General features: G+C 48.9%; 20 protein-coding genes and 1 pseudogene. 13 read left to right on the top strand and 8 right to left on the bottom strand.

The features are described from left to right. Positions 1–33: 33 nt before the first annotated feature. From ACKLKD_RS03055 to ACKLKD_RS03045, 3 genes are read left to right on the top strand one after another with little or no spacing between them, the layout of a single operon-like run. Positions 34–495: a hypothetical protein gene (locus ACKLKD_RS03055; protein ID WP_080924347.1), complete on the top strand. Its 462-nt coding sequence runs from the start codon at positions 34–36 to the stop codon at positions 493–495. A gap of 1 nt (position 496) precedes the next feature. Continuing rightward, positions 497–949, top strand: a complete 453-nt coding sequence (gene radC / locus ACKLKD_RS03050) for a RadC family protein (protein ID WP_087805138.1) — start codon at positions 497–499, stop codon at positions 947–949. 46 nt (positions 950–995) lie between these two features. Next, on the top strand, positions 996–1,925 hold the full coding sequence (locus ACKLKD_RS03045) for a tyrosine-type recombinase/integrase (RefSeq protein ID WP_040211783.1): 930 nt from the start codon (positions 996–998) through the stop codon (positions 1,923–1,925). Here the strand turns inward: ACKLKD_RS03045 and ACKLKD_RS03040 are convergent. Then, on the bottom strand, positions 1,912–2,526 hold the full coding sequence (locus ACKLKD_RS03040) for a hypothetical protein (protein WP_087805140.1): 615 nt from the start codon (positions 2,524–2,526) through the stop codon (positions 1,912–1,914). The genes ACKLKD_RS03045 and ACKLKD_RS03040 overlap by 14 nt on opposite strands. Positions 2,527–2,749: 223 nt before the next feature. On the opposite strand from ACKLKD_RS03040, the gene ACKLKD_RS03035 reads away from it, so the two are divergent. From ACKLKD_RS03035 to ACKLKD_RS03015, 5 genes are all read left to right on the top strand, one after another. Continuing rightward, positions 2,750–2,947 (top strand): helix-turn-helix transcriptional regulator, encoded by a 198-nt coding sequence (locus ACKLKD_RS03035; protein ID WP_001357429.1) that lies wholly within the window; start codon positions 2,750–2,752, stop codon positions 2,945–2,947. A gap of 1 nt (position 2,948) precedes the next feature. Next, positions 2,949–3,395: a hypothetical protein gene (locus tag ACKLKD_RS03030; RefSeq protein WP_045911238.1), complete on the top strand. Its 447-nt coding sequence runs from the start codon at positions 2,949–2,951 to the stop codon at positions 3,393–3,395. 101 nt (positions 3,396–3,496) lie between these two features. Beyond that, a complete protein-coding gene (locus ACKLKD_RS03025; RefSeq protein WP_080924330.1) occupies positions 3,497–4,450 on the top strand; it encodes a hypothetical protein in 954 nt (317 codons plus the stop codon). A gap of 769 nt (positions 4,451–5,219) precedes the next feature. Continuing rightward, a complete protein-coding gene (locus ACKLKD_RS03020) occupies positions 5,220–6,365 on the top strand; it encodes a hypothetical protein (protein WP_223862109.1) in 1,146 nt (381 codons plus the stop codon). Between the two features lie 234 nt (positions 6,366–6,599). Next, complete coding sequence (locus ACKLKD_RS03015) at positions 6,600–9,353, top strand: TrlF family AAA-like ATPase (RefSeq protein ID WP_040211554.1); 2,754 nt, start codon at positions 6,600–6,602, stop codon at positions 9,351–9,353. A 142-nt stretch (positions 9,354–9,495) separates the two neighbouring features. On the opposite strand, the pseudogene ACKLKD_RS03010 reads toward ACKLKD_RS03015, so the two are convergent. After that, positions 9,496–9,681, bottom strand: a pseudogene (locus ACKLKD_RS03010) (integrase); the annotation flags it as partial. Between the two features lie 181 nt (positions 9,682–9,862). On the opposite strand from ACKLKD_RS03010, the gene ACKLKD_RS03005 reads away from it, so the two are divergent. The 3 genes from ACKLKD_RS03005 to ACKLKD_RS02995 all read left to right on the top strand — a co-directional run bounded on the left by ACKLKD_RS03005 (position 9,863) and on the right by ACKLKD_RS02995 (position 13,509). Continuing rightward, positions 9,863–10,357 carry a gamma-glutamylcyclotransferase family protein gene (locus tag ACKLKD_RS03005; RefSeq protein WP_072042585.1) on the top strand — a complete coding sequence of 165 codons (495 nt, stop codon included), beginning with the start codon at positions 9,863–9,865 and terminating at the stop codon, positions 10,355–10,357. A gap of 409 nt (positions 10,358–10,766) precedes the next feature. Continuing rightward, positions 10,767–12,119: a hypothetical protein gene (locus ACKLKD_RS03000; protein ID WP_080924327.1), complete on the top strand. Its 1,353-nt coding sequence runs from the start codon at positions 10,767–10,769 to the stop codon at positions 12,117–12,119. Positions 12,120–12,678: 559 nt separating this feature from the next. After that, a complete protein-coding gene (locus tag ACKLKD_RS02995; protein ID WP_052454926.1) occupies positions 12,679–13,509 on the top strand; it encodes a hypothetical protein in 831 nt (276 codons plus the stop codon). Between the two features lie 128 nt (positions 13,510–13,637). Here the strand turns inward: ACKLKD_RS02995 and ACKLKD_RS02990 are convergent, their stop codons facing one another. The 5 genes from ACKLKD_RS02990 to pth form a co-directional block, all read right to left on the bottom strand. Next, entirely contained in the window at positions 13,638–14,531 is an 894-nt protein-coding gene (locus ACKLKD_RS02990) for a TIR domain-containing protein (protein ID WP_080924325.1), read from the bottom strand. Next, positions 14,531–14,818 carry a hypothetical protein gene (locus ACKLKD_RS02985; RefSeq protein ID WP_080924324.1) on the bottom strand — a complete coding sequence of 96 codons (288 nt, stop codon included), beginning with the start codon at positions 14,816–14,818 and terminating at the stop codon, positions 14,531–14,533. The genes ACKLKD_RS02990 and ACKLKD_RS02985 overlap by 1 nt, the downstream gene beginning before the upstream one ends. 276 nt (positions 14,819–15,094) lie before the next feature. Then, positions 15,095–16,270, bottom strand: coding sequence for a tyrosine-type recombinase/integrase (locus tag ACKLKD_RS02980; RefSeq protein ID WP_087805147.1), 1,176 nt, complete (start codon positions 16,268–16,270; stop codon positions 15,095–15,097). Between the two features lie 214 nt (positions 16,271–16,484). Beyond that, entirely contained in the window at positions 16,485–17,576 is a 1,092-nt protein-coding gene (gene ychF / locus ACKLKD_RS02975) for a redox-regulated ATPase YchF (RefSeq protein WP_025711990.1), read from the bottom strand. A 117-nt stretch (positions 17,577–17,693) separates the two neighbouring features. Continuing rightward, on the bottom strand, positions 17,694–18,278 hold the full coding sequence (gene pth / locus ACKLKD_RS02970; RefSeq protein WP_025711991.1) for an aminoacyl-tRNA hydrolase: 585 nt from the start codon (positions 18,276–18,278) through the stop codon (positions 17,694–17,696). Positions 18,279–18,550: 272 nt separating this feature from the next. Here pth and ychH point away from each other — a divergent pair, with 272 nt between their 5' ends. Both ychH and ACKLKD_RS02960 read left to right on the top strand, forming a co-directional pair. Then, a complete protein-coding gene (ychH, locus tag ACKLKD_RS02965) occupies positions 18,551–18,826 on the top strand; it encodes a stress-induced protein YchH (protein WP_002910437.1) in 276 nt (91 codons plus the stop codon). A 220-nt stretch (positions 18,827–19,046) separates the two neighbouring features. Further along, complete coding sequence (locus tag ACKLKD_RS02960; RefSeq protein ID WP_012541336.1) at positions 19,047–20,093, top strand: MerR family transcriptional regulator; 1,047 nt, start codon at positions 19,047–19,049, stop codon at positions 20,091–20,093. Here ACKLKD_RS02960 and dauA read toward each other — a convergent pair whose 3' ends face one another. Further along, positions 20,094–21,773 carry a C4-dicarboxylic acid transporter DauA gene (dauA, locus tag ACKLKD_RS02955; RefSeq protein ID WP_080896697.1) on the bottom strand — a complete coding sequence of 560 codons (1,680 nt, stop codon included), beginning with the start codon at positions 21,771–21,773 and terminating at the stop codon, positions 20,094–20,096. Positions 21,774–21,878 lie beyond the last annotated feature (105 nt).

Raw genomic sequence — 21,878 nt, 5'->3', positions numbered from 1 at the left:
GACTGTCTTTGCGGAGCTTATTGCGTGGTTAACATGCTGAGCTGGCTGTATGACGGCAGAGTGAAACGACGCCCGTTAATGAATCGACTTATTCAGGCTTATCAGCAGCGCTGGCCTTTGCATGAATGGCTGACTGAAGGGATTGAAGAAGACCGTTTAGACTGGCTGATAGCTCAGGTATTGCAGAAAGGGTATTACAGCCGCCAGTTCCCGGTTCAAATTACCAGACCCTTTGCAGGGAAGCGAGGGTTATCGGACGGGCGACTTTTCAGGGAAATGAAGCGGTTTCTTGACGTCACTGACCACTCCCGCCTGATTATGCTCAGCGACCAGTTTCACTGGTCCCTTCTGGTCAAAATAGATGAAGAAACGCTCTGCTTCTTTGACAGCAACGGGCGAACCACCATGCCCCGCAAAACATTCTCCCTGCGTACTGGCGTAACCCGCCGCCAGCTGTTTCCTGACGCCATTTACTTCATTGAACGGGAGTTCTGAAATGACCCTATTTACCCAGCGTGAAACCCGTATCCTTGACCAGGCGCGTGACATTATCAGCCGGTATTACCAGCGTGGGGTTCAGCTCTGTTCCCCTGATGACGTTCGACGGTGCGTAATGGTTGAGCTGGCACCGTTTGAACATGAAGAGTTTGGCATCATCCTGCTCGATAATCAGAATCAGCTGCTGCACAAGGAAATCATGTTCAGGGGTACGTTAAACTCGGTCAGCGTTCACCCCCGTGAAGTTATTAAGCGTGTGCTGAAACATAACGCCGCCGCAGTCATCCTTGTCCACAACCACCCCAGCGGCGAGCCTGAACCCAGCCGTTGTGACATCCAGTTGACCAAAAAGCTTCAGGAGCTACTGGAAATGCTGGATGTGCGGTTACTTGATCACTTTATCGTGGCCGGGACTGAAACGGTGTCGATGGCTGAGCGAGGGCTGGTGTAATGCTGAAAGTTACCTGGTTTAATGTACGTTATTGCGGGTTAGGCGCATGAGAAGGGCTGCGTTGCGTCAGGTCGTGCCGGTGGTGCAAACCACCGTGTTCGATGCGTATACTGGCGGTCTGGCTCCTTCGGGGCGCAGAGGTATCACCAGCCTGTTAAACCGCAGCGCCAGCATACTTAAACGCGGTACGGATGCAGCAGACTACCCGTGGGAACAACTTAACTACGCCGCCGTCGCTAAAGTACGTGCGGCACTGCTGGATGACGGTTACGCCGTGTCGTCGGTGAACATGGCGCTGTCAGCACTGCGGGGCGTGGCGCAGACGGCCTTTTACCTCAACTGCATGGATGCCGAAACGATGGCACGTATCCGGTCTGTTAAGCGCGTGAGCGGCGATATCCAGCGTAAGGGAAGGGCATTAGACAGGCAGGAAATCCGGGCGCTGATTCAGGCCGCTAAACAGCATCCGCAGCATGTACGGCGCTACCGTGATGTCGCTATAGTGCTGACACTTTGCGGAACAGGCCTGCGGGCCGGGGAACTGGTTAAACTTGAGCGCCGGGACTATGACAATGGTGTTCTCACGGTCAGACAGGGAAAGGGGCGTAAATACCGTGAAATTCACGTGGCGGATGCAGTGGATAAGGCTATCCGCGCATGGCTGAAAGTTGGCGCAGACGAGGCTCACAGCGCACTGTTCAGCCGAATTCAGCGCAACGGTAAGGTCGCAAGCCAGCCGCTGACTACGACCGGGTTAACGGGTATCCTGGCTGATTTACAGCAGACGTCAGGTATTGCACGTTTCACCCCACATGACATGCGGCGCACCTTCATCACCCGTTTACTGGAGCAGGGCGTGGATATCAACACCGTCCGCCAACTGGCAGGCCACAGCGACATATCCACGACAACCCGCTATGACTGTCGTGGTGAGAGCATGAAAGTCAGCGCCAGCAAACGCATCAGGTGTTTTTAGCTTTTGAGCCGTTTCCAGACGCGGCTTTAGTTTTATCTTCAGCACTCAACCGCGCGTACTTTTGATTCTGGACGTTAATCAGTGCATTGATATTTTCAGGCTGAAGTACCCACGCAACATCCTCACGCGCCCATTCTTTACCGTCAGAGAGTCGTTTTAACCGGGGTTTCCATATTCCATACCCATTAAGTTTTTCTGCTACCGAAGCATATTTCTCACAATCTGACTCCCCCGTATGAAGCTTGTCAAAACGACCTTTTACAAGCTGGTAAACAGTGTAGATTTCCAGTGCCTTAGGGGACCTGGCCGGGACTATCATGGGGTGTTCCTCCGACCTATAAATCCCGTTTAGCTCTCCCTCATTGAGCAGGTCATTAAACATGTGGTTCACGCAGGCACTCAGCACATCCGCCGCTTTCTCTGCAGCGAATTTATCCGGGCTAAAACCCGCTCCCGTCAGTTTCCGGGCAATCAGTGCCAGCTTTTGCCGGGTATCCCGCCCCAGATAGAGCTTCTTCTCCAGAAATTCAAAGACCTCGTTACTGCTTTTCCGTTCCCGGTGGCATCTGGCGTCAGCCTTGTTGCTTTGGTTACCAATCATAGTCACCTCCATGAGAGCATTTTGTACAAAATATCACCATTGAGCCTCAGTGAAAATTGCTTCTTTATATGACCGTTTTGGAGACAGAAATAGATGATCTCGAATGACATCCACATTAAAGATGCCCTTAAAGTGCTCAACGAAGGCATCGTTGAGTGAATCCTTGCGTTTTTTGGTGGTTGTAAATAACCCCGCTCCTGAAACAGCTCAAAGGAGCACAAGCATGAACACCAACCGTATTTTGCGTAAAAAAGAGGTTCTTCATCTGACGGGGATCTCGTCAGCGACGTTGTACCGACTCATCTCGAAAGGAGTCTTTCCTTTGTCAAAGAAGCTAACGGGCGACAGTGGCCGGGCGGTGGGTTGGCTGGAGAGTGATATCAATAACTGGGTTAACAGTCGTATGCAGGCGGGAGAATAAAATGAAAGAGATAATAGCTAAAACAAGTTCTGCGAAAGAAATAGCAGTCCCCTGGTTTGAAACCATGGGGAAACAGGTTGGGTTATCGAAACGTACTACCGCTGCCATATTAAGGGAACAACAGTTGCGGATACGTAAGCTTAACCGGGTATCTGCACGGATTTTGTCTGATGCCATCAAAAGAGGGGAGCACTGGTGGGAGGATGAGTGCAACATATACGGTAAAATAGCGTGTATTCTTGACAGGTGTAAATACATTCCATGTGGAAGTGGAGCCTGTGCGCAATGTAACGCTGCTAAACAATTACATTATCAGGGCGTTTCGGTGGGGAATAGTTTATCGGGTCATACGACGTTAAATTTAGATTATTTAAGGCCGACTGATGATGAATATTCATCTGGCTGGACTGCAAATGACTTAGTTGAACGGCATCAGGATATTTTTTAATACTTAACAGGATATAGCAATTTTGCCTGAATAAAAACCGGACACATTACCCTGTTGCTTTACTCAGGTGGCAGGGTAATGAATACAACCAGGAATATTAAATGAACGAATCTTATTACTTCAGAACATCAGACCCGGATTACATTCGCCACGCACCGTCAAGGCTTGAGATTTTAAGTAAAGCATTCCCCACTATTATTACGCAGCAGGAAAGTGAGCATGAATTGCAGCGTCTTATTCATTTACTAAATAAACTGAAAGGCAGCAATCGCTGCTACAACATCATTGCTCAAAAACTCAGGCAGTGCAGAAACGGATCTCCATGCAACAGTCTTATATGCCCGCATTGCCAGCGGGAACGCATTCTGGCGCAACTGGCTATGCTGCATGTCCTGCCGGGGAATTCAGCAGAATATGTGGGAGTGGTCCTGTTTTTCAACAAGGATACGCAAACTCCGCCGCCATGGAAGAACACCGATGCGCTCAGGGCGCAAATTGGTCGTTATAAGCAGAGGATAAGCCGGGTACTTAACCGACTGGGGTACGCCGGTCCGGCCACAGGCACCTTTAGTATGATGCGCCATATGCCTGATGGCCCAGAAGCGCGTATTTTCTGGGTTCCACAGTTGAGTTTGTTCCTGCCCAATGACAGTACGTTGATTAAGGGGCTAAAAGCGCATATGTCGCGAAGTAGTGGGGAATTTATTGATGAGACGACAGTTAACACGCCGGTGATCGTGCCCAGGTATAAAGACCCCGCCAGGCTACTTTCATGCGCCCTGGATCCCGCCTGGCGCACAACGGATTATACACTGACTGATAAAGACGCTCTTGTTAAGTCCAGAGTAGCGCCATTGAAAGGTCGGACACTGTTAAAAAGTTTACTGGCCCTGGACTCACTGGGAACAGGTGCCGTTTCTTTTTCGTTTGGGCAACCCCAGGGAAAGTGCATTGATTTCCCGGTAATGCAGCCACTGCAATGCACTTTTGTTGTTGATCAAATTGCAGTGGAACGACGGGTAACACTGGCAACCACTGCATTTTCGTTGTTGTAAAACTGCAGCGCTCGCCTGTGATTCTGCTGGCACTGATGCACTTTAAAATTCCAACTGTCCCGGTTTTAGCGTAACTGTCTGTTTTCTGCAGAGTCTTACGGATGCCTCTGTGCACCCGATCCTTGCCATCAACTGACGGGTTAGCGCATCTGCAAGGACTTTCTGCGTTTCTGCCAGTGAATATTCTACACACAATGGGGGGAGCGGTCAGCGAGCACCATTGCCATTGAGCGCAACGGAGAGCCTGGGGACATGTAGCACTACGGAGGCTTCATCCCCTTCTCCTGTCATAAAACGACACGGCGAACGAGTGCAGCGAGTGAGGGAAGGCGTTAGCTTGAACAGGGGGAAAGATTTGCGACCGGAGTGGAGCAAATCATGGGCGGAGCCCATCCTCGCGACTGGGGTTTTGACTTTCAAATTGCCCGACTTAAAAACTGGTGAAATGGTCTGCGTAAGAGTCCGCGTAATGTTCAATGTAATAGCTGATGCAACAACACCATGCTGAGACGGGGCCGTGAGTACTGAAAAGGATTATCCAGTGAAGATCCCGAAGTGGGTTTATGACCGTATTACTGAATTAACGGACTGTGTGGTGGGAGATACGCAATGGGCTGTCACCCGCCGGCAGACATTGCGCCGGTTCCTAGCCCACATATGGCTGGAGGCAGACGATGATGGGTGGACTATATGCACTGTCCGGGATATCCGTAGCTGTTACGCCAGCCTTCTAAGTGAATGTGAAATTAGTTACCAGGATAGGAGCTTCATGTCCACGCTGGTCGATTTCCTGTCGACACAGCCGGATATTGAATTTCGTGCAGGGAAAGCGAGTAAAGACCCGGACAAGCGTAAAGCCAATGCATGGCTGTTCAATCCCCTGCGGCCTGTGTGTGATGAGTCTGCCAGGGGTAAGTTAAATCTGGTTGATGCGGATACAGGTGAGTCTGTTAGTTTTAGAGCTCTGCTTCAGGGGAACGGGAAAGCTCCTGGGCATGCGATAGATGTAGAGAAACGCCAGACGGCCCTAAAACAAACGGAAAAGGACTTCTTGGCCAAAGTTGGGCGGGGGCGCATGAGTATACAGTTTGTGAAGGAATTGCGTAGCCGTGAGCCGGATCACTATTACCGCGCAGGTATACGCAGCCTTAACCATCTCTACAATGGCAGAATTGAGGGACAATATGTCACTTACGACCATCATTATCGTCTGACGTTTGGAGGGCGGTATTATGATCAAGCTTTCCAGAATCTGCCCAATGAGTTCAAAGCTAAATTTCGGACCGGGTTACTCAACTATGACATCGAAGCGTGCAATCTGGCCTGTCTGAACCATCTGTTCAGACAGTATGACGTCGATTATCGTGTGAAGTCATCGATATATAAAACCATGATGGAACATACCGGGCTGACCCGTAAACAGTGCAAAAAGATGGTCCATACCACCACCTACAGAATTGGGCGTGTGACTATTGGTGTTAATGATGGCCTTGGGGAAAAAGTGTATCAGTGGTGCGGTAACAGCCAAAAAAAGGCGCTAAAGATTTTGCGTTGGTGGAACCGTTATATCAGTCCATTGAAATCTGCGCTTGAGTCATTGCTGGAACGTGTGCATGGCACACACCGCAAGAGTTGTTCATCACCGCGGAACTATCACAGGTACGCTAATGAAGTCGGATTAATACTGGATCTAAATAGTGAGGTGTATCAGCGTGAAAAGACTCACCATCAGCAATATGCGCGAAATAAGGCACTGTTGGCGTTTATGATCTGTGGTGTGGAGCAGGCGTATATCCGTGAGGTAGTCAGTCTGAACCCTGGTCGTGTCTGCATGCTCGATCACGATGGGGTAGTGGCAACGGGCACGCTTTCACTGCCTGACTGGCGGGGTTTCACGATGAAGGTGAAGGACTAGCTTACTTTCTTGAATTTAACTATCTGCGATCTCTGATAAGGGCGTATTACGTTGTCAATCATAATGGGATATGCGCATTGGAGCACGATGTGCATATCCAGCAAGTGATCCACGTCCGCTTTGAACTCACAGCGAACAGCGGACGTTGGACTTTCCAACCTTACAAGGTAATCTAGTTTGCAAAGTTAGCGACCTCGCGCAGCCGCACTAATAAAAAGAACAGGAACGGTACAAATGAACTGGATTGGTTCTCGGTGGTGGAAATTCGACTTCCATAATCACACTCCGGCATCGGACGATTATGGAAAAGGCCCTAATCAGGGCCAGTATATGCAGATCACTCATAAAGATTGGCTGCTCAACTACATGCGACAAGGCATCGATTGTGTTGCTGTGACGGACCATAATTCAGGCGCCTGGATTGATCCGCTCAAGCAGGCACTCAAGGAACTGGCATCTGAGAGTCATGAGGATTATCGACCACTCTACTTATTCCCAGGCGTTGAGCTTACTGTTCAGGGGAATATCCATATTCTGGCCATTTTCGGAGAAGACAAGACAACCTCTGATATCGACTCACTGCTTGGTGCGGTCAGGTATCGCGCCACCAAAGGAAAGAGCGACGGCTGCTCTGAATGCTCGGCAGTTGAGGTGATCGACGAAATTGCTAGGTCAGGAGGGCTTGCAATACCTGCTCATGTAGATCAGGCTAGCGGACTTTTTACGGTCTGTACGGGCAACACACTAGAGCAGGTGCTTGACAATAAATGTGTTTTTGCTATGGAAGTAACGGACCTTGCTAAATCAAAACCGCAGCTCTACATTGGCAAGAATTTGAATTGGGCAGAGGTTCTTGGAACCGATTCCCATCATCCGTCCGGTACCGGAAATCAACGCTACCCGGGTAGCCATTTTACTTGGGTAAAAATGTCGGAGCCATCTTATGACGGATTACGGCTGGCGCTCATTGATGGGGCTCTTTCACTGAAGCGGTCGGACAACTTCACTGGTGACCCCAATATCCATGGACAACTCGCCATCGAAAGTATCGTGGTTGATGATGCGAAGTACTTAGGGCGAGGCCAATCTTTATCTTGTCAATTGAACCCCTGGCTTAACACTATCATTGGTGGACGAGGCACTGGGAAATCGACTTCGTTGGAATTCCTGCGGATTGCTCTTAAACGGAAGGGAGAAATCCCCAAGAGCCTTGAAAAGGAATTTACCAAATACAGTCAAACTTCGAAAGACCGCCAAGATGAAGGGCTGTTAAAAGATTCCACGAAAATTACTGTAGGCTTTCGAAAAGACGGTGGCCGTTTTCGAATCACATGGTCTAATACCGACGACATATACGACATCGAGGAAGAGACCGCTCCCGGAGTCTGGTGTGCTTCCGAGGGAGACATAGCACAACGATTTCCTGTCAGGATTTACAGCCAGAAACAGATATTCGAATTGGCAAAGCATCCCCAAGCACTCTTGCAGGTTGTCGATGATGCTCCGGTGGTCAATCATCGTGATTGGCAGCTTAAGTGGGACGAATTGGTTTCCAAATATCTCTCGCTTCGCGCCCAGGAGCGTGAAGTTCAGGCCGGGCTTCAGGAGGAATCGGTAACTAAAGGTCAGCTTGAAGACGTCAAACGCAAACTCGATGTTTTTGAAAAGGCGGGCCACGCGGATGTCCTTAAGGGTTACCAGCTCAGGCAGAACCAGAGTAAGGCTATGGACTCTTGGGTAACGACTTGGGAGGGTTCCGCCGAACAGGTCCGAGATATTTCTAGAAGCCTACTGCCAGCAGAATTGGATTTACAATATTTCGACATTGGAAATACGGATGACAAAGAACTCTTCGATACCGTCAAGGGCATCCGTGCGACGTTTGAGAAGCTTCAGATAGAGATGAACTCGATCGCGCAGCGGATTGATGATGTGAAGAACTCATGGAATCAAGCGCGGCCAGACTTGGGAATATCGAAAAGAATTACAGCGGCGAGCCAGGAATACACCGGCCTCCTCGGTCAACTCAGCGCAGCAGACGCAGGTGATCCATCTGCATATGGTGTTCTGGTTAAGCAGCGACAAGATTTCGAAGATAAGCTCAAGGGATTCGACAAAAAGAGAGAAACTCTTACGCAGCATCAGAAGAGCGCTGAAGAATACTTGGTCAAGCTCCATGAGCATCGAGCATTGATAACCAAGCTTCGTGAGGACTTTCTCAAGGATACCCTCGTCGGCAATTCATATGTACAGATCAATGTCATTCCGTTTGGAAACAAGCTTACGGTTGAGGAAGAATTCCGTAACCTGATCGGCCGCAGTAGTGGCGGATTTGACCGCGACATTGGGGTTGTTGACGGGGATGAGGGCTTGCTGGCTTATTTAACGCAAGACCAATCCAAAACAATGGATGATAAAATTGAGAAATTAAAATCATCGCTACTTGCAATCCATGAAAACGATACTATAGCGGTGGATTCCTGCAAAGATCGACGTTTTGTATCCCACATTCAGGGGCTAACTCCGGAACAGATAGATCGAATTCAATGCTGGTTTCCAGGTGATTCTCTGGATATCAGATATAGCCTTAAGAACGGCGAGAGTTTCAAACCCGTAGAGCAAGGATCTCCGGGTCAAAAAACGGCAGCTCTCCTTGCATTTATCCTTTCATATGGCAATGAGCCTCTTGTACTTGATCAGCCTGAGGATGATCTTGATAACCACTTGATCTATGATCTGATCGTGACGCAATTGCGTGAGATCAAACAAAAACGGCAGGTTTTAGTGGTCACGCACAACGCTAACATCGTCGTGAATGGTGACGCGGAAAACGTCATTGCCCTTGATATTCGGTCTGGCCAAACCAGAATTGTGACGCAAGGGGGTCTTCAAGAACCTTCCATACGCGATGAGATATGCCGAGTGATGGAAGGTGGCAGAGAGGCCTTTACCCAAAGATATAAACGAATCAATGCAGTAATCACATAGAACGGAGTTGCAGTCGAACGGCAATTGCGCTGCGCTCAATTGCCGCCAATGCTTGGTCGTTAACGTCTGCGCCTGGCACAGGGCTGCTGTTGCAGCCCTGACTACCCTAGACTTCAATCGATTCAGATATCTCTAACGTATCATTAGATACTTTGAGTTTTACCAGCTCACAGCCTCTTGGCTTACTGTCCAAGGCCATATTGAACAGAGTCAAATTGCGCGTTTTACCTTCCAGTTCAAGCCTGATTCGAATCCCCAAGATACGAGATATCTGAAGTGGTCTTTTTTGGCCAATGATACGGTCCTTGTTCCACGGTAACGTGTTCATATTCAAATCTCCTGCAATGTGGGAAATTTGAGTATGGTTGTCCCTGATGAGCTAGGAGCTGACGGTATCCGCCACATTCAGCTCTTAAAATATTGATAATTAATAGATAAGAGCAATTTTATTGGATGAACTGTATGAATATATAATCCACCAAAGATATTTTTAATTTTGCGGGAAAACTATGCACTACTTCGCTTACGGATCTAACATGTCAACTTCTCGATTACGAGAAAGAGTCCCCAGTGCAGAGGCTCTTGGATGCTTCGCGCTAGGAGGACACGACTTAAGGTTTCACAAGCCTAGCAAGGACGGTTCTGGAAAATGTGATGCATATTTAACCAAAAACGCTGTCAACATCATTTACGGCGTTTTGTTCAAAATTGATCCAAAGGAAAAGCCAGCCTTAGATAAGGCAGAGGGGCTTGGATATGGTTACAATCAGAAAGAAATAACTGTTACAGCTTCTGATGGATCTTTAGTAACGGCAGTAACCTATGTGGCAACGAAAATAGACAATAACCAAAAACCCTACTCTTGGTATGTTAATCACGTATTAGTTGGTGCTAGGGAGGCCTCACTTCCACCACAATACATTGAAGAAAAAATAGCGTCAATTGAGTCAATCGAAGATAGCAATAAAGAAAGAGACATGAAGCAACGTGCTATACATAGCTAATCATAATTGTCACGGCAAGGGAATTAATTCTGTCCGAGAGAAGCATAATGTCTGCTATGACCTGTGAGTTCAACGGGTCGATGCAACGCCATCCACTCAGTAAAATTGTGTAATCTCAGTGAGCAGGAGAACCTTCAGTATGCTCTAGTTTCTCACTCACATCTGCTCATGCTTTAAATATGTACAATGTAGATAAACTCTCATGTTGATTTATCGCCATGATCACATTTCCGACAGCAAAATTTTGTATATAACCTTACTAGCTGAGATAGTATAGACATAATTACATATGAAGCAGTACCTTAGGGAACACTGAAGGCCGTAACTTGAAAAAAATAAAATTAATTGCACATGATTTTATAATCATTAAGATGATGGCAATCATATAAGTAATAATAAGGGTTGATAAATGATTAAATTCACAGAAAAGGAAATACAAAATCATATATGGGAAAATAGGAACAATTTCCCCGACCTGCTTATTGAACCTGCAGGTCTTGAGATAATTGAATTCAACGAAGATCTCTCTAATGTAACAGCACAACTGCTAATAAAAAACAGAATAAATAGTAAACTATCCAATCTTCACTCTAAGCTTTATGGACTGGAATTTATCGGCTGTGAAGTTCCTTTAGAACAAAATTCAAACTCAACAATTAGAGCCGATTTTTTGGCTATATTCTGTGATGATACTGGGCTTGCTGTCATAGAGCTTAAAAAAAGTGAACAAACTGAAAGGCAAGCATTCACTGAATTGTTAGCATATTCAAACCATATGACAACATTATTTCCATCCATGACGAAAAATGACAGTGTGTATATTTTAATATCACCAATGGAAACCAGAATAGCACGTGATGCTGTCATCCAAAGTTTAATATTTGACAATAGGGATATCATTACTTTAATTCCAACATTCTCTGATCCTCTTAATATCACCTCTCTTAAACTTGAATTATGGATTCCTGATCAAACAGAGTTAGCGACCTTCTCAAATATTGCATTCAGAGAAGATAATTTTAGTGTCTGTAAATTATCCTGGGAATATGACGCAGAGCGATGGGGTGCAGCTAAAGGAGAAGAACTTTTACATTCATTTGTTAGTCAATTTGATAACATTTCCTGCCTTGCAGCTCAGTATATGGAAGAATCTGGAGTTCATGGTTTTGCTTATTGTTCTCAGTTATGGCCTGAATTATCTCAGGTATTACCTTTTACGAATTCATTAGTACTGGTTGGCATGAATCCTTATGCTGTCGGGAGCGTCCAGCATTTATCCACAGAATACGATAACTATGATGATATTCCAGACCCAAATGATTACACTCCTCACATATCTGAACTAATTGGTAAGCTAGGTGAAGGAGAACTATATGAGGCTAATATTGATGTACTAAGTGGCCTGCATCGTATATGGAACTCTCAGTTATATCGTATAGGTAGGCAGGTAATTGAACTCACAACTAGAAATACAGATGGAAAATACGTCCACGTTGAATATGGGTTTATGAATTGGGAACTCTATCAAAGGTCACTACTTGAGGATGTTTTCTGTAAAAACTTCGCTATTAGGTCTACAGGTTTAATACGACATCTCTATACTGACATTCTTAAATTAGATTATGATTTTTGTAAAAATAACGGCTTGGAAAATCATCCTATTCATGGAGATATGCCATACTTAGGCGTCAATTTCCTTAAATCCCACCACCACTTTAGAGAGTTTATTTTGAGAATGTTCTATGCTGAAATGGATGCGTAATGAGATTTTTTAATTTATGTCTGTTGGCGAAAATTCATGGGTGAGGAAAGTGATAGTCAGTATTGAAAATGAAATTTTCAAAAAAATGTAGACATAAAAAACATGATCCAAATTATTTTGGCGTTCATTTCATATGAAATAGCCATTCTAAAAATATATACAGGCATAGGTGGAATCTTCTCCCAATTTTGTAGTTATAAATTATCTTTACTGAATAATATATGGGGGTATTGTCGCTAGCTATTTACCGACTATCAAATCTCAATAACTCCTAGTAGTCCTGCAAGGTATAAACATACAAATCGGCCTGAAGATTACGGATAGTTTCCTAAGGTCCGCTTCTGGCACGCAACGGACAGGCTACGTGGTTATTGGGTCTGCTTTGAGCGAGGTGCGGAACTTGGCAATTATTTTCACAGCTGATAAAGGTATTACTAACATCACGTATGTATTAATCAACGGGGAGCAGGCCAGAGGTGAAGGACAGTAAAAATATGTAAAACCTTTATTTTTCTTAGTGGAAAGATGAAAGCATAGGACCCAAAATACGGAGAGATATATGAACGTATCAATGCCTTGGAGTTTAGCTGGACGCCTTTTAAAGTGGATATGGGGCAAAATTACTCGGTTATGGTTACTAAAGACCTATCAAAAATCTCACGAGTACAAAGCTAGTCGCCTTCGGTTAGGAGCGCGTTGGGAACCACTTGGTGAGCACCTGGAGTACTCGTTGCGGCTTTCTAGTCCTGCCGATCATGAAACGGTAAAATCCTGTATAGCTTTTCGGGCAAAAGAAATTCTGGTAGAGAATGTTAAACTTTATTTTGAAGCGTCTGGACACGGTATTCGTTACCAGCAAAGAATTGAGTTGGTAAATCTGGACCAATCTGTCCTGATTGTTTACTTAGATCAAATTCCTCGGCAGGAGCTTGTGGAGGCTTCTGAGCGCGGTATATTCTTTTCAATTACCGAAATGCAGTTCCTTCAATGCATCATTACGTTAGCCGGGGGGCAACAACAGCAACCCTTTGATTCAATAAGGTCCCACCTGACATATAACTGGTTGCTTAATGACAAATGGGTGCGACGTTGGGGAGAGTTATGGAACTGTAATGCCATTGAGCATGCGAAAACCGAAATGAAGTCTTACTGGCGTTGGCGATTGGGAGAATTTAAACATTTTTCCCTTTACAGTGCCGGGCTCGGGTCTTATCCCTGGAATGGAATATTACGCAAAAGCCTGTGCAAGCTTTTGATCAACAATCATATTATTACATTACAGTTCTGGCTGGCGGTACATTCTGGGCGGTATGTTCTTGGAGATGGAAAACTGAAGCTTAATCAGCGACGAATTAGAAAAGTCAAGCCCAGCAAAGCTTCGAACCTTTGAGCTGAGTTACATTGTTCATTCCGAGTCCTAGGCGCTGGGGGACTGACAAAGATGTTACCGTGAATAATAGCCTTCACTGCAGAAACTGCCAGTCCTCCTGTAAGCACCTATGATGATTACATGGTGCTTTAACGCATCACTTTGTTCCAGTCGATTACATGACCAGCAGCCTCGAGTTCACGAGAAAGAGATTGCTTCCATCCATTATTATCATCCATCGGTTCCCAAACAATACCGGCGAAATCACTGGGTATTTCTACTGCTCCTTTTTTAAGGGCGCAGACTTTATCCCGTCCAAGGTGACCAATAAAAAAACCTAACTCCAGAAGCACATTTTGGCGTGCTCTGGGTTCAAGCGTACCACCTTTTACACACCCTTCATCATCCGGGGTAAGTAGGACAACCGCAAATCCCACATTGCCGTATTCAATAACTTTCTCAATAACAGTTCGTCCCCGATTAGCCTGTTCATGCAATATAATTGCTTCCAGACCAAGGCGTTCCAGAAAGCGAGCCACTTTTTCACGGGAACCCTCATCGTGACCATGAACAATAAATACTTTCTTAGATAGAGGGGGAGTTAACATGGTCTGGGGAATTCCCTTCGATTGAATGTAGTTTTTGTAGTCCCGAATAAAGGGAATGATTAACTGACCGGTGAGCGCATGGATATTGCTGATGATTTTTTTACCAGAATAGAAAAAATTAATACTGAAGTGGACGGCATAGCTAGGATCTGCACCTAATTTCCAGATTAAAAGTAGTGTTAGGCCTAGCTCTTTTCTGGGATCTTCTGGCCAGTCAAGAGTTGCACTTCCGACCATTGAACTCGCAGATTGTGCGCTCTTTTCAAGAAAACTCTCTAAGTCAAGATCTGCAACTAAGTCTTTATTGTAAGGCTCAAGATCAGGATGTTTTAGAAGTTGAGCAAGCTTTTTTAAAGGACGTTCATAGGTTTGTGCCTGTGAAGCCTGTAAGTCCAGAACGACATTATTAATATCTGCAAATATATCTTTTGACATCAATTTTCCTCGTTATTTTTAATTCTGAACTCTGTGGCTTTTTGGATCAAATTTTCACGATATGCTTGCTTCATTTGCTCGGCCAATTGACCAATAATCGAATTGGATGAGTATTGAGAGACACGTTCGTCAACTATTTGATTTATTTTTTGAATTGCATTTTCAATACTGGCTGGATCTTGGGGGTCAAAATGTACAGTACCTAAATTTCCATCCAACTCACTCAGTGCCAACTGGGCCACTTTCAACTCTTTTTGTAGCTTGTCTAAACCGGTAATTTTTAACATGGTTGCAACCTACTGTTTTATTGATAATTTAGAGGTATTGAAGATTATACCTCGGCCTGGAAGATTATTCACACTGGAGTGGTCGATAAAATTTATTCACGACATAAGAAATTTCTAGAACAGTTGGAAGTCCCCTCTGGCAGCAAAGCTGCTATGTTGATGTGATCTGCTCCCCTTAAACGAATGCAGTATGATGTTAGGAACTTCCGCTCTTGGCACAAAAGTGGACCCTGAGGAATGAGTTCTATCCTCGTGGTTCACTAAGTGCAGCAAGTTCTACTCGAACCCTGCTACCCATTTGTCCAACATATCAGCCCATTCCTGCATCATCACTTTACGCTCATCAAGATAAGTCGCATGGTTGTATGTGCGACGAACATTGTTGGTGTCAGCATGAGCAAGTTGGGCCTCAATAGCATCAGGTCGATAGCCCATCTCGTTTAAGCGGGTACTTCCTGTGGTTCTGGTTGCATGTGGGCTATAAGTACCGCTCCAGCCGAGGCTTTTAAGTAGTTGACGCAGAGAGTGTGATGTCATTGGACCTAGCGGATTATCCCTGCCTGGAAAAAGGTGCTGTCGCTGCCCGGTTAATCCCTGTAGCGTTCTGAGCATGTTGACGGCTTGGGAGGGGAGGGGAATAACATGTTCTCTGCGGGCTTTCATCCGCGCTGCCGGAATGGTCCACAGGGCGTTATCAAGATCGAACTCTGTCCATTCAGCTTCGGTGGCTTCTGCAGGACGCGCTAATGTCCACCACATGAGCCACATGCAATAGTTAACCTGGTATGAGCCACGACTGTTATCAAAACAGCTTAATAGCTTCCCGATTTGTTGTGGGTTTAATGCCTGTTTGTGCTGTGTCTTATTCGCCGGAATCGCCTTACGCACTGGCCAGACAGGATCGCTATCTGCTCTGAGCGTCGCCACCGCCAGTTCAAAAACGGATGAAATGGCGCGGCGGGCTTCAGCGGCAACGGTCGGAGCGCCACGCTTAGCCGTTTCCTGAAGAATTTTAAGAATGTGATGTGGAGTGATCTCTCTGACTGGGAGCTTACCGATTGCAGGGAAAACCACTCGTTCGAGCATATCCAGTCGCCGCGTTTTGGTAATTTCGGCCCAGTCTTTCATCTGCAACCACTCTTTAGCGATCAGCTCAAAGGTGTTGGATGCGTCGTTGACCTTGCGGATCTTATCTAACTGGCGAGCCTGTGTCGGGCTAACTCCATCCGCGACCTGCTTTCGCGCTTGCTCGCATTTTTCGCGAGCTTCGGCAAGTTTGACCACCGGGTACTCACCTAGCGCAAACATGCTGGATTTACCGTTGAGTTTAAACCGATAGCGCCATGCCTTTTTGCCATTGGGTTTCACTTCGAGGTAGAGACCGTTGAAATCATTGAGTCGATAGAGTTTTTCTTTCGGTTTGGCAGTACGGCATTGCGTATCAGTGAGCATAACGGGGCCTTGTTTATTTATTATACCGTTATTGTACTCACTTAAAATGAAGATGGAAGAATGTTGTACTCATCCATGTACTCATTTTTGATAGCGTTGTTACGAGATGAGTTGAGACATTATGAAAAGAAAAATCCACGCAAGTGCGTGGATTTTATTGTGTTTTCCAGTCCTCATGCGATTTACTGAGATCGCATGAGACAACAGAAGCGAATTAGACGTTGAACAGGAAGTTCATCACATCGCCATCTTTCACGATGTAGTCTTTACCTTCAGCACGCATTTTACCGGCTTCTTTCGCGCCCTGTTCGCCTTTGTAGGCGATAAAGTCTTCATAAGCGATGGTCTGCGCGCGGATAAAGCCTTTTTCGAAGTCGGTATGGATCTTACCGGCTGCCTGCGGCGCGGTCGCTCCGACCGGGATGGTCCATGCACGAACTTCTTTCACGCCCGCAGTGAAGTAGGTCTGCAGGTTAAGCAGGGCGTAACCGGCGCGGATCACGCGGTTCAGGCCCGGCTCTTCGAGGCCCAGCTCAGCCATGAACTCGTCACGCTCTTCATCGTCCAGCTCGGCGATGTCTGCTTCAACCGCGGCGCAAACAGGCACTACGACGGAGCCTTCCTGTTCGGCGATAGCGCGAACCTGATCGAGGTACGGGTTGTTCTCGAAACCGTCTTCATTGACGTTCGCGATGTACATGGTCGGCTTCAGGGTCAGGAAGCTCAGATAGCGGATCGCGTCTTTCTCTTCTTTAGTCAGATCCAGGGCGCGGAGCATACCGGCGTTTTCCAGCTGCGGCAGGCATTTCTCCAGCACGGCCAGTTCAACTTTCGCGTCTTTATCGCCGCCTTTGGCTTTTTTGGAGACGCGGTGAATCGCGCGTTCGCAGGTATCAAGATCCGACAGCGCCAGCTCGGTGTTGATCACGTCGATATCTTCCGCCGGATTCACTTTCCCCGCGACGTGGATAATATTATCGTTCTCAAAGCAGCGAACCACGTGGCCGATAGCTTCGGTTTCGCGGATGTTGGTCAGAAACTGGTTGCCGAGACCTTCGCCTTTGGACGCGCCTTTCACCAGGCCAGCAATATCCACGAATTCCATTGTGGTCGGCAGGATGCGCTGCGGTTTGACGATTTCCGCCAGCTTGTCCAGACGCGGATCGGGCATCGGTACGACACCGGTGTTCGGCTCAATGGTACAGAACGGGAAGTTGGCCGCTTCAATACCCGCTTTGGTGAGCGCATTGAACAGGGTGGATTTGCCGACGTTGGGCAAACCGACGATACCGCATTTGAATCCCATGATTTAAATCACCTTAATCTTTGGATAATCAATCTGTTATAAGTAACAGATTGCAGAAAATTGAATAGCTTTGCCTATTATACACGGTGCGCGGCAAAAATGCCGCACGACAACGGCTTATTGCGCCTTAAAGGCATGTAAACGGTTGGTCGCTTTAGTCAGACCGTCCTTTAACCAGATTTCCGTGCAACGTGCCGCTTCGTCGACGGCGTCATCAATCAGTTTCTGCTCGTTGGCCGGCGGTTTGCCGAGCACGAAACCGACAACCTTGTTTTTGTCGCCCGGATGGCCAATTCCGACGCGTAAGCGGTGAAAGTTGGGGTTATTACCCAGCTTGCTGATGATATCCTTCAGGCCATTGTGGCCACCATGGCCGCCGCCAAGCTTAAATTTCGCCACGCCCGGCGGCAAATCCAGCTCATCATGGGCGACCAGAATTTCATCCGGATTGATACGATAGAAGGTCGCCATCGCAGCGACTGCTTTACCGCTGAGGTTCATAAAGGTCGTGGGGACCAGCAGGCGAACATCCTCGCCTGCCAGGTTGATACGCGAGGTATAGCCGAAGAATTTGCTCTCTTCGCGCAGCGGCGCACGATGGCGATCCGCCAGTAAATCTACATACCAGGCGCCAGCGTTATGCCGGGTGGCGGCATATTCCGCACCGGGGTTAGCCAGGCCGACAATCAGTTTAATAGTCACGTTTCTATCCTGCATGGGGCATTCTCTGCCGCGTAGTGTACTGTCTGCGGGCGCGCTTGACAAAGTTCTGGCCTGGAGACAACACCAGCATTGATGATTGCTCCCCTAAATCATTAGAATTTGATATTGTTCAGAGAGTTATTTGTAAATTTTTGTCTAATCGCTGTTCACTATTGTGATCGTGTGCGCACTCCTGAGAAAGGGCCTTGTCTATACTACACCTATAAGATTTGGGGATATTCCCAGGCAACCCAAAGTTCCGGAGGTGACACATGAAACGCAAAAACGCTTCGTTACTCGGTAACGTACTCATGGGGTTAGGGTTGGTGGTGATGGTTGTGGGGGTGGGTTACTCCATCTTGAACCAGCTTCCGCAGCTTAACCTGCCACAATTCTTTGCGCATGGCGCAATCTTAAGTATCTTCGTCGGCGCTGTGCTCTGGCTGGCCGGTGCCCGTATTGGCGGTCACGAGCAGGTCAGCGATCGCTACTGGTGGGTGCGCCACTACGATAAACGCTGCCGTCGTAACCAGCATCGCCACAGCTAACCGTAGCATGATTTCCCGCATCGGCCGGTAACGGCCGATGCGTTTTCCTGTGTCTCTCGTAATCTCTTTTTCATTTCCCGCCACATTACGCCCCCATTCCGTCCTGACCTTCGTGCTGCTATGGTTGCCGCCAACAGTGAAAAACAAGCGCGGTTTTTGCTTGACCCTGACGTTACGTCAGGCTGCAGAGTAGCGGACCTGGCCACAGAGAGGAGCAGTCATGTTAATTCAGGTGGGAGAGCTGGCGAAGCGCGCCGGAATGACGGTGCGTACGCTGCATCATTATGAACAGACGGGGCTGTTAACGCCTTCGGCCAGAAGCGAGGCGGGCTATCGGCTCTATAACCTGTCCGCGGTTCAGCGCCTGCATATGATAAAGGCGCTGGCGCAGGCCGGGCTGACGCTCGCCACCATCAAGGACTATCTCGATCGGCAAACGCTGTCGCTACCCGAGCTGCTGACGCAGCAGATAGAGACGCTCAACGCCCAATTGCGCGATGTCGGCAGGCTGCGCGACCGGCTGTTGGTGCTGCGCGAGGCGCTGGCGGGCGGCAATGAACCCGATCTGGAGTCCTGGCTACAGACGCTGGAGTTAATGAAAATGTACGATCGTTGGTTTAGTCAACAGGAGTTAGCCGCGCTGCCGTTTGCGGCACAGGATGAACAGCGCGCGCAGGCGTGGCGCGAGCTAACAGAGGAGGTGCAGACGCTGATGGCGAGCGGCTGCCCGACGGACAGTCCGCAGGCGATGAGTCTGGCGACGCGCTGGATGGAGCGCCTGGAGCAGGATACGGCAGGGCGCCCGGAGTTTCTGACCCGCCTGAACGAGATGCATGCCGCCGAGCCGCAAATGGTTGAACAGACCGGCGTCACCCCGGCCATCATCGCCTTTATCACCGAGGCCTTTGCCGAAAGCAAACTGGCCATCTGGGCTCGTTACCTCGACGACGAGGAGATGGCGTTCACCCGCCGGCACTATTTCGACCGGCTACAGGAGTGGCCTGCGCTGGTGGCGAAGCTGCATCAGGCGTGCCGGGAGGGCGTAGCGCCGGACTCGGCGTCGGGTCAGGCGCTGGCCCGGGCGTGGCTTGAACTGTTTCAGTCCTACGCCGGTACCCGGCCGCAGACGTTGCAGAAGTTTCGTCGGGCAATGGAGCAGGAGCCGCATTTGATGAAGGGCACCTGGATGACGCCGGCGGTGCTGAGCTGGCTGCAGCAGGCGACCGGAGCCTTGATGCGGCAGGCGCAGGGGCCTGCCGCCGGGTGATCACAGGTCAGCCAGCGCGGCCTGACGATCGGGGTAGAAGCTCAGGCGTCCGGGCAGCGGCTTAACGCCGGCGCGCGCTAACGTGCGCAGCGGCTGAAACTCGAGGTTAGATACGCGCAATTCACAGCCTTCCGGTAGCTTGTTCACAAAGCGCTGGAAGGCATCCAGACCACCGGCGTCGAGAACCGGCACCGCGTCCCATTTCAGCACCACGATGCGCTTGCCAGCGATCCGGGTCTCCAGGTCGTTGAACAAGCCTTCGGCGGCGGCAAAGAACAGCGGTCCAATCACCCGCAGCACCAGCACATCGTCTGGCACTTCGACGTTGACCGGCGCCAGATGGGTCATGCGTGCGATACGGCGCATAAACAACAGCGAGGCCAGCACGATCCCGACGCTGATAGCAATCACCATATCAAACAGCACCGTCAGCGACATGCACATCAGCATCACCACGATGTCGTCTTTCGGCGCATGGCGCAGCAGGTTAATCACTTTATGTGCCTCGCTCATATTCCATGCGACCATCAGCAGCAGGGCGGCCATCGCCGACAGCGGCAGCCAGGAGAGCAGCGGGGCGAGGATCAGTAGCGCGAGGATCACCAGCAGGGCGTGGATCACGGCGGCAACCGGCGATGTGGCGCCGGCGCGGACGTTCGCCGCCGAGCGGGCAATCGCCGCGGTGGCAGTGATCCCGCCGAAGAATGGCGCGACAATGTTGCCCAGCCCCTGGCCAATCAGCTCGCTATTGGCTTTATGCTTGGTACCGGTCATGCCATCGAGCACCACCGCGCACAGCAGAGACTCAATGGCGCCGAGCATCGCCATGGAGAAGGCGGCAGGCAGCAGAGCCTGCAGCGAGGCCCAGCTCAGGGTAAAGTTTGAACCCGGCATATCCCAGGGCAGCACCAGCTGCGGCAAAAGTTGCGGAATACCGTTGCCCTGAGTGCCGTCCGCCAGCTGATAGTGGAACTGTGAGCCAATTGTGGCGACATCGCCACCGAGCAAATTGACGACCAGCATCACCGCACAACCGGCGAGTAATGCCGGAAGATGGCCCGGCAGGCGAATACCCAGCCGCGGCCAGAGGATCAGGGTGCCAAGAGTAACGATACCGATGGCAGCATCCCCGAGGTTAATGGTCGGCAGGGCCATCGCCAGCGCCGCCACTTTCTGCAGGTAATGCTCCGGCACATGGGGCATCTGCAGGCCGAGGAAGTCTTTAATCTGCATGGTACCAATGGTGATACCGATCCCGGAGGTGAAGCCGAGGGTAACCGACAGCGGGATATATTCGATCAGGCGGCCAAAGCGCGCCAGGCCGAAGAGAATCAAAAATATCCCCGACATCAGCGTCGCCACCAGCAGCCCCGCCAGGCCAAACTGTTGGGAAACCGGATAAAGGATCACCACAAAGGCGGCGGTTGGGCCGGAAACGCTAAAGCGCGACCCACCGGTTAAAGCGATCACAATCCCTGCCACCGCGGAGGTATAGAGGCCGTACTGCGGCGGCACACCGCTGCCAATCGCCAGTGCCATCGCCAGCGGAATCGCGATGATCCCGACGGTGATCCCGGCGATCAGGTCGCGGGTAAAGCGGGCGGTACTGTATTTTTCTTTCCAACAAGCGTCGATGAGGGCGCGGAAAGGCATCACATGTGAGGAAAATAATCTGTTCACAATAATGTTTCATCCATGAGCGCATCATCTGTCAACTAAATGGCAGGTGAAGGAGGCATTGATCATACAAATAAAGCGCGGAGACAAAAAAACCCGCCGCAGCGG

The sequence above is a fragment of the Klebsiella sp. 10982 genome (assembly GCF_048589245.1).
Lineage (GTDB): Bacteria > Pseudomonadota > Gammaproteobacteria > Enterobacterales > Enterobacteriaceae > Klebsiella > Klebsiella quasivariicola.
Note: the sequence above shows the minus strand (reverse complement) of the source record. Positions and strands in the feature narration are given on the sequence as shown.

Bases quoted from the DNA above. Each gene is read 5' to 3' on its own strand.
- ACKLKD_RS03055 (WP_080924347.1), top strand. From the start codon at position 34: ATGCTGAGCTGGCTGTATGACGGCAGAGTGAAACGACGCCCGTTAATG.
- ACKLKD_RS03015 (WP_040211554.1), top strand. From the start codon at position 6,600: ATGAACTGGATTGGTTCTCGGTGGTGGAAATTCGACTTCCATAATCAC.
- radC (WP_087805138.1), top strand. From the start codon at position 497: ATGACCCTATTTACCCAGCGTGAAACCCGTATCCTTGACCAGGCGCGT.
- ACKLKD_RS02985 (WP_080924324.1), bottom strand. From the start codon at position 14,818: ATGTTAAAAATTACCGGTTTAGACAAGCTACAAAAAGAGTTGAAAGTG.
- ACKLKD_RS02990 (WP_080924325.1), bottom strand. From the start codon at position 14,531: ATGTCAAAAGATATATTTGCAGATATTAATAATGTCGTTCTGGACTTA.
- ACKLKD_RS02960 (WP_012541336.1), top strand. From the start codon at position 19,047: ATGTTAATTCAGGTGGGAGAGCTGGCGAAGCGCGCCGGAATGACGGTG.
- ACKLKD_RS03000 (WP_080924327.1), top strand. From the start codon at position 10,767: ATGATTAAATTCACAGAAAAGGAAATACAAAATCATATATGGGAAAAT.
- ACKLKD_RS02995 (WP_052454926.1), top strand. From the start codon at position 12,679: ATGAACGTATCAATGCCTTGGAGTTTAGCTGGACGCCTTTTAAAGTGG.
- ACKLKD_RS03005 (WP_072042585.1), top strand. From the start codon at position 9,863: ATGCACTACTTCGCTTACGGATCTAACATGTCAACTTCTCGATTACGA.
- ychH (WP_002910437.1), top strand. From the start codon at position 18,551: ATGAAACGCAAAAACGCTTCGTTACTCGGTAACGTACTCATGGGGTTA.
- ACKLKD_RS02980 (WP_087805147.1), bottom strand. From the start codon at position 16,270: ATGCTCACTGATACGCAATGCCGTACTGCCAAACCGAAAGAAAAACTC.
- ACKLKD_RS03020 (WP_223862109.1), top strand. From the start codon at position 5,220: ATGTCCACGCTGGTCGATTTCCTGTCGACACAGCCGGATATTGAATTT.
- ACKLKD_RS03025 (WP_080924330.1), top strand. From the start codon at position 3,497: ATGAACGAATCTTATTACTTCAGAACATCAGACCCGGATTACATTCGC.
- ychF (WP_025711990.1), bottom strand. From the start codon at position 17,576: ATGGGATTCAAATGCGGTATCGTCGGTTTGCCCAACGTCGGCAAATCC.
- ACKLKD_RS03045 (WP_040211783.1), top strand. From the start codon at position 996: ATGAGAAGGGCTGCGTTGCGTCAGGTCGTGCCGGTGGTGCAAACCACC.
- ACKLKD_RS03040 (WP_087805140.1), bottom strand. From the start codon at position 2,526: ATGATTGGTAACCAAAGCAACAAGGCTGACGCCAGATGCCACCGGGAA.
- ACKLKD_RS03035 (WP_001357429.1), top strand. From the start codon at position 2,750: ATGAACACCAACCGTATTTTGCGTAAAAAAGAGGTTCTTCATCTGACG.
- ACKLKD_RS03030 (WP_045911238.1), top strand. From the start codon at position 2,949: ATGAAAGAGATAATAGCTAAAACAAGTTCTGCGAAAGAAATAGCAGTC.